Annotated in this window: 12 protein-coding genes; 9 read left to right on the forward strand and 3 right to left on the reverse strand. The window is 33.2% G+C overall.

Annotation, left to right across the window (positions count from 1 at the left end; all coding sequences use genetic code 11):
• Positions 1–414: 414 nt before the first annotated feature.
• From KO504_RS03095 to KO504_RS03120, 6 genes are all read left to right on the forward strand, one after another.
• The gene (locus KO504_RS03095) at positions 415–1,011 is read left to right on the forward strand and encodes a hypothetical protein (protein WP_215924863.1); all 597 of its coding nucleotides are present in this window, start codon (positions 415–417) and stop codon (positions 1,009–1,011) included.
• 150 nt (positions 1,012–1,161) lie between these two features.
• Positions 1,162–1,725: a hypothetical protein gene (locus KO504_RS03100; protein WP_215924864.1), complete on the forward strand. Its 564-nt coding sequence runs from the start codon at positions 1,162–1,164 to the stop codon at positions 1,723–1,725.
• Between the two features lie 164 nt (positions 1,726–1,889).
• Entirely contained in the window at positions 1,890–2,435 is a 546-nt protein-coding gene (locus KO504_RS03105; protein WP_215924865.1) for a hypothetical protein, read from the forward strand.
• A gap of 280 nt (positions 2,436–2,715) precedes the next feature.
• Positions 2,716–3,222 carry a hypothetical protein gene (locus tag KO504_RS03110; RefSeq protein WP_215924866.1) on the forward strand — a complete coding sequence of 169 codons (507 nt, stop codon included), beginning with the start codon at positions 2,716–2,718 and terminating at the stop codon, positions 3,220–3,222.
• 18 nt (positions 3,223–3,240) lie between these two features.
• On the forward strand, positions 3,241–3,753 hold the full coding sequence (locus tag KO504_RS03115; protein ID WP_215924867.1) for a hypothetical protein: 513 nt from the start codon (positions 3,241–3,243) through the stop codon (positions 3,751–3,753).
• A gap of 159 nt (positions 3,754–3,912) precedes the next feature.
• Positions 3,913–4,425, forward strand: a complete 513-nt coding sequence (locus KO504_RS03120) for a hypothetical protein (RefSeq protein WP_215924868.1) — start codon at positions 3,913–3,915, stop codon at positions 4,423–4,425.
• Between the two features lie 29 nt (positions 4,426–4,454).
• Here KO504_RS03120 and KO504_RS03125 read toward each other — a convergent pair whose 3' ends face one another.
• Complete coding sequence (locus tag KO504_RS03125; RefSeq protein WP_215924869.1) at positions 4,455–5,204, reverse strand: hypothetical protein; 750 nt, start codon at positions 5,202–5,204, stop codon at positions 4,455–4,457.
• 343 nt (positions 5,205–5,547) lie between these two features.
• Here KO504_RS03125 and KO504_RS03130 point away from each other — a divergent pair, with 343 nt between their 5' ends.
• Together KO504_RS03130 and KO504_RS03135 are read left to right on the forward strand one after the other, a co-directional pair.
• The gene (locus KO504_RS03130) at positions 5,548–6,786 is read left to right on the forward strand and encodes an ATP-binding cassette domain-containing protein (protein ID WP_215924870.1); all 1,239 of its coding nucleotides are present in this window, start codon (positions 5,548–5,550) and stop codon (positions 6,784–6,786) included.
• Between the two features lie 168 nt (positions 6,787–6,954).
• Positions 6,955–7,845 (forward strand): DUF4085 domain-containing protein, encoded by an 891-nt coding sequence (locus KO504_RS03135; protein ID WP_215924871.1) that lies wholly within the window; start codon positions 6,955–6,957, stop codon positions 7,843–7,845.
• Positions 7,846–8,127: 282 nt separating this feature from the next.
• Here the strand turns inward: KO504_RS03135 and KO504_RS03140 are convergent, their stop codons facing one another.
• Both KO504_RS03140 and katG read right to left on the reverse strand, forming a co-directional pair.
• Positions 8,128–8,601, reverse strand: a complete 474-nt coding sequence (locus KO504_RS03140; RefSeq protein WP_215924872.1) for an ankyrin repeat domain-containing protein — start codon at positions 8,599–8,601, stop codon at positions 8,128–8,130.
• Positions 8,602–8,677: 76 nt separating this feature from the next.
• Positions 8,678–10,903: a catalase/peroxidase HPI gene (gene katG, locus KO504_RS03145; protein WP_215924873.1), complete on the reverse strand. Its 2,226-nt coding sequence runs from the start codon at positions 10,901–10,903 to the stop codon at positions 8,678–8,680.
• Between the two features lie 211 nt (positions 10,904–11,114).
• Between katG and KO504_RS03150 the strand changes: the two genes are divergently transcribed.
• Positions 11,115–11,357: a putative signal transducing protein gene (locus tag KO504_RS03150; protein ID WP_215924874.1), complete on the forward strand. Its 243-nt coding sequence runs from the start codon at positions 11,115–11,117 to the stop codon at positions 11,355–11,357.
• Positions 11,358–11,456: the final 99 nt, after the last annotated feature.

An 11,456-nucleotide genomic window follows, 5' to 3' on the forward strand; every position in this document is an offset into this window, starting at 1 on the left:
TCCTCAACTTTTAGCTGATAAGCGGACTGGCAAAACGTACGGCTGAACTGTTCGCAGATTAAAAAATTTGAAATTAGATGTTTAAATCAACTGATTCTGATATCACGAAAATTAGATAAAAACAAAACTGATTCTCTTTGCGGAAATGAACGAAATAATAATTCGGAGATTTTTTTGATATTTAAGTAAAAAATGAAACAACGTCTGAAAAACAAATCGTCCGGAAATACACAAAGGAGTAGCACGTAAAAAGAAAAAACGTTAGCTAACAATGTATATAATTTATAGCTGCTTGTAGCCTACTGTCGAAAAACCTCACGGTTTTTCTATTTCGGTTTTTATTTGCTAACTTACTCGCTTATAACACGCAACAAATCATATACGAGACCGTTAGAAAAAATTAAATTAAAACGCATGAAAAAAATTAAATGCTTATACCTATTTTTAATTCTTTACAACTGTTCAGTTGAGGATAATAGTAATGACTTACACTCGTACTCAGGAGATGTCTATTTAACATCCCAGCAAGAGATAAATGAATTTAGCACAAATCAATATGAAAAAATATTAGGTTCATTGACTATTTCTGATACGGCAAGTGACTTAACAGCTTTATCAGACCTTAAAATTATTGATGGATACCTCAGAATAACATCCTGCAACAATATTGAATCTTTGAATGGATTAAATAATTTGAGAAGAGTTACTCAGACTATTTGGATAGAAGAAAACTCATCTCTAACTGACATATCAGCACTAAATAATATAAACTCAAATTGTAATTCTCTAGAGATATATGATAATGACTTATTAACTAGTCTAGAAGGCTTAAACAATGTAAGATTTGAAAGTTTTATTATTATTCTAGAAAATTATAGTTTAACAGATTTTTGTGCAATTAGTAATAGTATTAATGGCACTTTTTCTGAAGATAGTGGTAATTACCAAGTAAATTACAATGCCTTCAACCCAACACAAGATAATTTTTTGAATGGCTATTGTAGCCAATAATAACTTTTCTAAGCAATTGCAAATAATTTATTGATGAACTATGTGTTGCAACGTTTTCGGTTATTAGCTCATTAAGTTTATAATTGTAGTGAAATTTGCAATCCTAGAAATTGAGTTAATTAAAGTTATACTAATTTAAGTTTTGCCATAATGCAAAAAAATATTTTATTATTAATAGTAATTTTAACTTCAAATTTAACTGAAGCCCAGTTTGTAAAAGAAATATCAATAAACGCTCAAATTGGATATGGTATTAGTTTTCCATATAATAGTATTGACGAAGTTGCTGATGATGGTGTTTTTGCACAAGGAGAATTAGTATTAAAAATCGCTTCTTGGCTTGAATTAAGACCTTACGCTGGTTTTATTTTGACAAATTCTGACGGAAAAGATTTGAATGACAATCCTACTAATGAAATAGCAGAATCAAAAGCATTTTTACTTGGTGGGAAAGCAAGAGTTCGTGCACCAATTCCTTGGGTTGCACCATATGTTGAAATTGGAATAGGAACCTCAATTGGAAAATTTGAAACATTAACAGTATATGACAATATCGATAAAAGTGGTGTAATTTATCACATACCTTTTGCAATTGGACTCGAATTAGGAAAAAATAATAATGTCGATTTAGGATTTACTTATTATTTTCAACCATCAGTTCAACAATTCGTTGGAGCATTTGCAGTTGGAATAACATTTCCGCTAAATAATTAAAAATAACGTTTTACAACACCGTGTTAAATTAATGGCTGGTTCTCGCCTACTTACAAAAATTCTCACAAACTTCTACCTGTGATTTATTTACTAACTTTAGTGTTTAACCACGTAACGAAACCATAAACAAAACCATTGTAAACAATTAAAACCCAATAATACGAATGAAAAAAATGAAATTATTTTATGGAATTTTAATTGGATTTATGATTTTATCATCTTGTTCAAGCGATGATTCTGACAATACAAATGTCACAAACGGATTTACAGTCAATGGTACTTTTTATGAGACAAATTTTGCAAAAGCTAACAGTGGAAATCCATACCATTTAATATTATCAAACCCATTAAACCATAATGTTGAAGAAGGACAATTTGGAAGTTTTTATATTAGGTCTGGAGCACAAGGAGACTTTATGCCACTTACAGAAGGAACTTACTCTACAAGTAATGGTCCAAACAACGTTTTTGGTGTAGACGGCTATCATCCTATACATTTTCAGGATAATTCAGAAGAAGGGAATTTCGCTTATTCTGGATATTGGCATCAAGATGACAATTTCCAATCAGGAAGAGTTACTGTGAATTCTGTTACATCGGAATCTGATGGTGTGAATAATCAAATAACTGAAATTGATGTGGATTATGAATTCAAATGGAACGGAATAACAATCATTGGAAATTATAGTGGAACTGTTGAACCTAATTAATAACTGTTTACAATACCGTATCTAATTTATTGCTAGTTCTCGCCTACTTCTAGAAATCCTCGCGGATTTTCAGTTTGGTGTGTACTTGCAGAGTTAAGTGTGAACCCACTCTACTACTACTCATAGCCGAGGCCGATGGTATGGAATTACCTGCGGCACATAGAATCGTATTTTGCAAATGCTACCCTTCTACTAATTTTATACCATCTTCCACTGTTAATTGCACCTCGTCAAATTTTGTACTATATTTAATCTAGTCGACATTAACTCATCAGAAACCATGAACAAAATTATTATCACACTTTTATTAAGTATCTTTTTTTTAATAAAAACTCAAGCGCAAAATCTCGTATTTATTGGTGAAAAAAGTTTCCCTTGTTCAGAAACTTTTATTTTAAAATCAAATTCAGCCAGCGAAAGAATAGATGATTTAAGCATTACATTTGCAAAAGATGATATAAAAAATCTAATTGTTGTAAGTTCAAAATTAGTCAGAACTGTAAGGATAAGTGGAAAACTAATAATATATCTCAAAAATGGAAATGTAATCACCTGCATGGATAAAGGAATTAAAGATAATGTCGACGATGTAGCAACTACAGCATATTATTTAACAAGTCAAGAATTATCAAAATTAAGGGAAAGTAATATTCATACTATAAGATATGAAGTCAAGTGTGAAGAATGTTTTTCCAACCCAATATATGAGGGAAATTACTCTGCATCAAACACAAAAGATTCAAGTATAGATTTTTCTAAAGTAACTCAAGAGTTTTTCAAGGATTAAATAGAAGATTTTTGCACAATGAAAAAAGGAAATAAGCATTATATAGTATTTAAGCGAAACAACGCAGTTCAAATCCATGAAAATATTAATAAAATAGATAAGTCAGAAGTGAGATTTGTAATAGAGAGAACTTATAGAAAACAATCATCAGGAGGTTATTATAAATACTTTACTAATACAATTTTAGATTCCGATCTAAAATCAACAGATAGCAAGTTATTTTATTGGGATAAAGTTAAATGCGAAATTATTAAGGATGAACATTGGACAGCTAAACGTAAAGATGGAAGCGGAGCAATTATTTTATTAAAAATTACGGACCATTTTAATAATGACAAAGAATATAAATTTAGAACTCAAAAGAAAAATGCCTTTGAAATTATAAAAAACAAACTCATCTCAATTGAAAAGTTTGGATTACACGAAAATGCAGCTGAATTTGAAAAACTGAATAGAAAAGTAAATAGCCTAGAAGCTAAAATAAATGAGCTTGAAAAAATTTTAAAGTCAATTCAATTATTAAAAACCTAAAACAAAAAACGTTTAAAATTGATTGCTATTTCTAAACTTCCCATGTAAATGATAACATATTACCTATCTTTTGTTAATTTACTAGATTAGATATCTATACACACTACACCCAAACAAACTCACAAACAAATTGCCAGTAACACCCAAAACGCAACATTTTTGACTTTTCTTAGAAACATTATTTTATTATTTATAATTATATGCTTAACGAGTTGTATAAGCAAAAATGAATATGGAATAGTAAGACCAAATAAAATTAGATTTTCTAATAAAAAATGTAGCGATACAAATGTGTATGATAAAATTGACACTTCTGCAATTTATGTAACCGAATACAAACGGCCTGGCGAAGAAGATAGCCATTATAACGCGTATAAGTTTTATTCTGATAACAAGATCGCATTTTTCATTAATATAAAAATGGATAGCGCTAATGCACTAAACCCTAAAAAAGCACAAATGGGATTTTACGCAACCTGTTCTGAAACTAATACCATTCAAATTGCTTCTCATTTCGTAGATGGAATATATAAATCAAAACAAGAATTTGAAATCATAAATGATACTTTAATAATTAAGACCCTAAAAAGTCCACTAGCACCATTTAGTATTGGTAAATATTATAAACAAAAATTAACAACTAACGAATTAATTTACAAACCTGATTGGTAAATAAAAACACCACAGCAACCTCCAACTCCCTATAAACATTTCAAAACCGCAATACCAACACTATCTTTAGCATTTAAAACATACAAAGCCCCATCTACCTCTTGGTAAAACCGCACACCAAGCACACAAAGCGCAGTACCAAGGCCACTAGGCAAAGTATCGGGTTCTAAAGTCAAAGTAGCTCCAGCATAAGAACCATCTAAAACCAACGAAGGAGCCAAATGTAGAGCGTAGTTTAGACTTTCAAAATCAAAATCCAACACACCATACGTCAGTGCAATATGGGTAGCACCTTCCACAAAGCCCACCTTTTCAATATCAAAATCAGCAATACTCAAAGCCAAATCAGTGTTAGAAACACGAAACTCAAAAGGTAAAACCTGCCGTACAAGGCACGCTGGTGTATAGTTAAACTGTTGTAATAATTGAAGACCTTGCGCCTGCCCTATCCCATCAGCAACACAGCGTTCCCCACGTTTATGTGTTGTATCCAAAGCCTTTATACGCGTAAACAAACCCATCAAACGACTGTGAAAATGTGTGAATTTGTGCCCCTTATAAAACGGGGACAATGCAGATCTAAACGCTTTATTCACCGCAGAACAATGACCAAACTCATCGGCATTTTCACGCACACGCTGCATACTAGCCTTGCTTTTTATTGCTTTTTTAGTAAATCCACCACCTGCTTTTCGTGCAATCGGCTTGCCATTCAAATAATAAAAATTAATACCATTTAACGTGCCTACTAAAGGAATAATTCCGGTCTGTTGTGCCATAATATCAAATTTTAAGTTAAACACCTACAATACAGCAATATACAAAATTTTACAATACAGGTTATAGCGTGGTTATAGCATGCTTATAATATGCTTAAAACAAGCTTATAGCATAAAAAATCACATGGTGTAACAAATAATACCAATACACAGAATAGTAATTAGTACTAATAACCTTAAAAGCTATATACATAATTTCGTAATTCTAACCTGTTCACTAAAATGCGATCAGATACGCTATTAGATTTATATTTGCTAAATTAGATATCAAAACACCCAACGACATCACATAAAAAACCGTAAGAATCCATACAACTTACAATTCTCCCCAACTCAATCCCACATGACACCATCACATCAGCATTATGCCATTGAAGACACGACACATTCACCACAAAAACAATGGTTACCGCACTTACTAAATGGCAGCTATAAATTACAAGGGTTAGAAGACAAAAGGGGAGTCTTGTTTTCAAATTCAGTTTTAGAAACCTATATTCAAGAGGAAGAAAAATACGATAATTTTGAGTTAACATCTGGCATAAACAGAAGCTTAAGAACCTTATCTACAGGTGAGCAAAAAAAAGCATTGCTGGCTTATCTACTGCAACAAAACCCAGATTTCATCGTCTTAAATAATCCTTATGAAACCTTAGACAAAGCATCGGTATCTGAATTAAAACAGCAATTAATAGCCTTGTCTAAAGACATGCCTATCGTTTTTATTTTCAATAGACAAGAGGATCTCTTACCCGTAATCACCCATGCCATTACCTTTGAAAAAGATAAGCTTAAAGCCGTGGTACCCATTGCAGACTATACGTTTAAAAAACGAGCCTTTGTTTTTGAGAAAGACATCCCTCCCGCAATAACAACGTACACCAATATTCCAGAAGTGCTCGTGGAGCTTAAGAATATACAGGTGAATTATGAGGATCGTTGTATTCTAAAAGATATCAACTGGACCATCAAAAAAAAGGAATTTTGGCATTTAATAGGCCCTAATGGCTCTGGCAAAACCACCATATTGTCTTTGATTTACGGAAACAATACCAAAGGCTATGGTCAAGAGTTATATCTCTTTGGTAAGAAAAAAGGCAGCGGTGAAAGTGTTTGGGATATCAAACAAAAGATAGGCTATATAAGTCCTGCCATGTTAGAATTATTTAATCGAAACCATACCGTAGAGCACATGATTCTGTCTGGATTTTTTGATAGTGTGGGCTTATACCAAACCCCATCAACCTTACAAATACAAACGGCTGCACAGTGGGTAGACGTCTTAAATTTAAATAAAGACAAAAACACCGCTTTTCTAAAACGATCTCCAGCCGAACAACGCTTAGTATTAATAGCTAGAGCCATGATTAAACACCCTCCATTACTAATCTTAGATGAACCACTAATTAATGTCAATGATGAAGGCAGAGCGCTTATTTCTGCGTTAATAAACAAAATAGCCAAGGAAAGTGAAACCAGTATTTTGTTTGTTTCACATCGTGATGAGGCTAATATTCACCCCGATTTCACTTTTGAGCTTCATCCCTCGCCTGATGGTTCTGTTGGCATACAAAAACAATAGATAGCGTTTTTAGGTGTCCTTTGATAGTTTACATTATGGCAAGCTTCACTTTAAAGAATTAAGAAGCTGAAATAAAAAGAATATAAGAACGACTGAAATTTAGTACTTTTAACAGTATAAGATTTTGGTTTTATGATTCAAACCTAGCCAAGCTTTAATCCAATACCTATGAAAAAACAATTTACAATTATTTTACTTCTTGCATTTACAGTTTCATTCGCTCAAAATGATAGTATTTTCAGTAGGTTACAAGCTATTTATAATAATGGAACATCGTTTTTTAATATTGACGGTTATACAATTACAAGTCAAACTTTAAATTATCCATTTACCGAAAAAGGGCTTAAAAAAGTCTACAGAAAATATGCCATAAAAAAGAACGAAGAGAAAACGAAAGACGAGCAGTTGCCTTATAATAATTACTACGTTGAGAATGCAGATAAAATTACCGAGAGTTTAGTTCAAAACAACTCCTATTATTTTATTGAAAATCATGAAAAACGGATTACAATTATTCAATTCAGTTCAATTAACAAAAGATACAAGGAATTTGAACGAACACTTATAAAACTTATAATTGAAGATAAAATACCAAAAGAAAATTATGCCGCAATGAAAATTGATAGTATCAATTTTGCTGGTAGAAAAATAAAATTAGGATCGGGTTGTAATTGGACCAACGTAAATACCGTGCAATGTCCATATTACGGTGAAATGAATTGGTCTGTACATAAAGATTTAGAGGATGCAAAGAACACAGTTGAACAGCAATTTGCAATAACTAAATCAAGAAAAAACGGAAAAGTAGTTTCGGAAGCCATAGTTGATATAGAATTTGAAGGAACAGAAACTAAAGCCAAAAAAGTGATTTATGATTTTACCGGATTGACTTCTGTTTTAGCAAGCATGTCTGGTGGCAAAACGTTGACCATTTTCTATGTTGCAACTGAAGTTAGAGGAAATTATGTGAGTTGTATTCTGAGCTTTTGGAATAATGACACAATAACAGAAAACGGACTCGCACCATTGTTGGAAGAAGTAATGAAACTAAAAGAGTAATGAACTAAAACAACCAATCAAGATAGGTTTATCATAAATGAGATCCATTTTCACTCAAAAAAACGCAAATACAAAATATAGGTTATAGCGTGGTTATGGCATGCTTATAATATGGCTATGATAGCCTTATAACGTGATAGATTCAGCTCAAACAAAGGTAAACTCCCTGTAAACACTAATAAAGCACACGCCCGACTTCAATCACAAAAAAAAACTGAGTTCAAAAAAAGCCATAACAAGCTAATTCTTAAACTCAGTTTATAATTTATGAAAATCTATCTATTAATTTAAAAGCCCAATAAGTTCGGTAAATTTCTTCTCTTTAGCATAATCTAATGCGGTTTTACCAGCAGTATCTTTAATACTCGCATCTGCATTTTGTTCTAAAAGTAATTTTACAATATCAATTTTGTTGTACTGGGTAGCAAAACTTAGCGCTGTAGTTCCATCTTTGTTAACTGCATTAATATCTGCACCATTTGCTAATAATGTCGTTGCTAAGGACGTATTTCCTTTGAAGCTTACACCAATCAACGCTGTATTACCTGAGCCATCTTTGGCATTAATATCTGCATTATTTTCAAGAAGAATACTAGTAGCTTCTTCATTATCAAAATAGGTCGCTAAAATAAGAGGCGTAAATCCACGTGCATCTTTTTCATTGACTAAGTTGGGATTTATACACATCAAAGCTTTTAATCGATCTTTATCTCCTGCTTTTATAGCTTCAAATAAAACATCTGTATCTCTTTTCATAATTTATAAAGTTTTAATTAAAAAGGAATGCACATATAAAGTCCATTCCTTTTTAAAATATCAATGTTTATTCGTTTTAAATATCAAAACGACCTAAGTTCATCACTTTTGTCCATGCGGCAACGAAATCGTTAACAAATTTGGCTTTGCTATCGTCTTGTGCATACAATTCTGAATACGCACGTAAAATAGAATTAGATCCAAAAACTAAATCTACACGTGTTGCAGTATATTTCACTTCTCCTGTATGACGGTTGGTGATTTGGTAAGTTCCATCGTCTTGAGATTTCCATTCGTAAATCATATCAGTAAGGTTGACAAAGAAATCATTGGTTAAAGCCCCTTCATTTTCAGTAAATACTCCGTGCTTTGTACCACCATAGTTGGTGCCCATAACACGCATACCACCTAATAAAACTGTCATTTCTCCTGCTGTTAATCCCAATAATTGTGTACGATCAAGTAACATTTCTTCCGGACTTACAACATATTCTTTTTTCTGATAGTTTCTATAACCATCAGCAAGTGGCTCTAAAGATTCAAAAGATTCTACATCTGTCATGTCTTGCGTCGCATCACCTCTCCCTGAAGCAAAAGGAACACTTACATTTAAACCTGCATTTTTAATGGCTTTTTCGACACCAACATTACCAGCTAATACAATCGTATCTGCAACACTAATATTGAATTCAGCAGCAATAGGTTCTAAAACCCCTAGTACTTTTTGTAATTGTTCAGGCTCGTTAGCTTCCCAAGCATTTTGAGGTTCCAATCGAATACGAGCTCCGTTGGCTCCTCCCCTAAAATCTGATCCTCTATACGTTCTTGCGCTATCCCAAGCTGTAGAGACTAATTCTGAAATTGTTAAATCTGTACTAGCTATTTTAGCTTTAACCGCAGCAACATCATAATTGTAATTTCCTTTAGGGATTGAATCTTGCCAAATCAAATCTTCTTGAGGCACATCTGGTCCAAACCAACGGTCTTTTGGTCCCATATCACGGTGTGTTAATTTAAACCAAGCACGTGCAAATGTATCAGAGAAATACTCAAAATCATTCATGAATTTTAAGGAAATCTCTCTGTAGATAGGATCCATTTTCATGGCCATATCGGCATCGGTCATCATAGGATTAAGTCTGGTTGTTAAATCCTCAACATCTACAGGCTTATCTTCTTCCTTAATACTCACAGGTTCCCATTGATCGGCTCCTGCAGGACTTTTTACAGATTCCCACTCGTGGTTAAATAACATTTCAAAAAAGCCATTATCCCATTTGGTTGGATGTGTTGTCCATGCTCCTTCCAATCCACTAGTTACCGTGTATCTGCCTTTTCCAGATTTTGTAGGATTAGCCCAACCTAAACCTTGCGCATCTACATCTGCACTTTCTGGATCAGGTCCCAAAATACTAGCATCACCATTTCCGTGGGTTTTTCCAACGGTATGTCCGCCAGCCGTTAGCGCCACTGTTTCTTCATCATTCATGGCCATACGCTTAAAGGTCTCACGTACTTGTTCAGCTGTTTTCAAAGGGTCTTGTTTGCCATTAACACCTTCTGGATTTACATAAATTAATCCCATTTGTACGGCTGCCAAAGGGTTTTCCATAGTGTCTGGCTTATCAACATTGCCATAACGCTCATCACTTGGTGCCAACCATTCTTTTTCAGCCCCCCAATACACATCTTTCTCTGGGTGCCAAATATCTTCACGACCAAAGGCAAAACCGTAGGTTTTTAATCCCATGTCTTCGTAAGCAATAGTTCCAGCAAGAATTATTAAATCGGCCCAACTAACTTTATTGCCATATTTTTTCTTGATAGGCCACAGTAAACGTCTCGCCTTGTCTAAACTTACATTATCTGGCCAAGAATTTAAAGGTGCAAAACGTTGGTTTCCGGTGCCTCCACCTCCACGTCCATCAGCTAATCTATAAGACCCTGCCGCATGCCATGCCATTCTAATCATTAAGCCACCATAGTGTCCCCAATCTGCAGGCCACCAATCTTGAGAATCGGTCATAAACGCATGAAGATCTTTTTTAAGCGCTTCAACATCTAATTTTTTTAATTCTTCTTGGTAATCAAAATCGGCTCCTAAGGGATTCGTTTTGGTATCGTGTTGGTGTAAAATATCTAAGTTAAGCGTGTTTGGCCACCAATCCGTTACTGACTTTTCGGTTGTGGTAATGGCACCTTGCATAAAAGGACATTTACCTGTTCCTGAGCCTCCATGTGGGTTAATTTCCTGATTTTCTGCATGTATTGCATCGGCAGAGTCTTTAGCTGAGTTTTCCATATATCATAATTTTTATGTGTTTAATTTTTTATAAAGTTATGCATTAATGCGCTTTAGGCTTAAGTTACGCATTTTTTTAATTAATTTTTTAATAGATAAAAACTATCCAAAAATAAAACATTATAGTCAACATAAATAAAATTATGATTTATTTAGTAAATAATCTCAAAAAAAAATCGTAACTTTTCTATATGAATTAATACCTATAATTATGAGCACTACAGAATATACAAAAGTTTACTACGGTAATTTTATTTTAGTTACACGAGTTAAAGACGAATTGGAAGCCTCTGGCATAATACCAATCATAAAAGACGAAGGAGAATCGCAACGTTTAGCAGGTTATGCATCAATGAATCAAGGCTTTCAAGAAGTTTTTGTCCATAATGATGAATTAGATAAAGCTATGGCGATTATTAATAGAGTAAAAGCAGAAATGGAAGCTGCTTCATAATGATAAGAAACGCTCTCCCATGAATAGAATGTACAACCTAAAATACTTAGTATGGTTTTTAAAACCTTGACTTAGTATGAATAGATACTTCGAGTTAAA

Source organism: Winogradskyella psychrotolerans, assembly GCF_018860565.1.
GTDB lineage: Bacteria > Bacteroidota > Bacteroidia > Flavobacteriales > Flavobacteriaceae > Winogradskyella > Winogradskyella damuponensis.

What these genes read in the sequence shown, in the direction of transcription:
- katG (WP_215924873.1), bottom strand. Translation starts at nt 10,903, where the DNA reads ATGGAAAACTCAGCTAAAGACTCTGCCGATGCAATACATGCAGAAAAT.
- KO504_RS03135 (WP_215924871.1), top strand. Translation starts at nt 6,955, where the DNA reads ATGAAAAAACAATTTACAATTATTTTACTTCTTGCATTTACAGTTTCA.
- KO504_RS03125 (WP_215924869.1), bottom strand. Translation starts at nt 5,204, where the DNA reads ATGGCACAACAGACCGGAATTATTCCTTTAGTAGGCACGTTAAATGGT.
- KO504_RS03150 (WP_215924874.1), top strand. Translation starts at nt 11,115, where the DNA reads ATGAGCACTACAGAATATACAAAAGTTTACTACGGTAATTTTATTTTA.
- KO504_RS03130 (WP_215924870.1), top strand. Translation starts at nt 5,548, where the DNA reads ATGACACCATCACATCAGCATTATGCCATTGAAGACACGACACATTCA.
- KO504_RS03110 (WP_215924866.1), top strand. Translation starts at nt 2,716, where the DNA reads ATGAACAAAATTATTATCACACTTTTATTAAGTATCTTTTTTTTAATA.
- KO504_RS03140 (WP_215924872.1), bottom strand. Translation starts at nt 8,601, where the DNA reads ATGAAAAGAGATACAGATGTTTTATTTGAAGCTATAAAAGCAGGAGAT.
- KO504_RS03095 (WP_215924863.1), top strand. Translation starts at nt 415, where the DNA reads ATGAAAAAAATTAAATGCTTATACCTATTTTTAATTCTTTACAACTGT.
- KO504_RS03100 (WP_215924864.1), top strand. Translation starts at nt 1,162, where the DNA reads ATGCAAAAAAATATTTTATTATTAATAGTAATTTTAACTTCAAATTTA.
- KO504_RS03105 (WP_215924865.1), top strand. Translation starts at nt 1,890, where the DNA reads ATGAAAAAAATGAAATTATTTTATGGAATTTTAATTGGATTTATGATT.
- KO504_RS03115 (WP_215924867.1), top strand. Translation starts at nt 3,241, where the DNA reads ATGAAAAAAGGAAATAAGCATTATATAGTATTTAAGCGAAACAACGCA.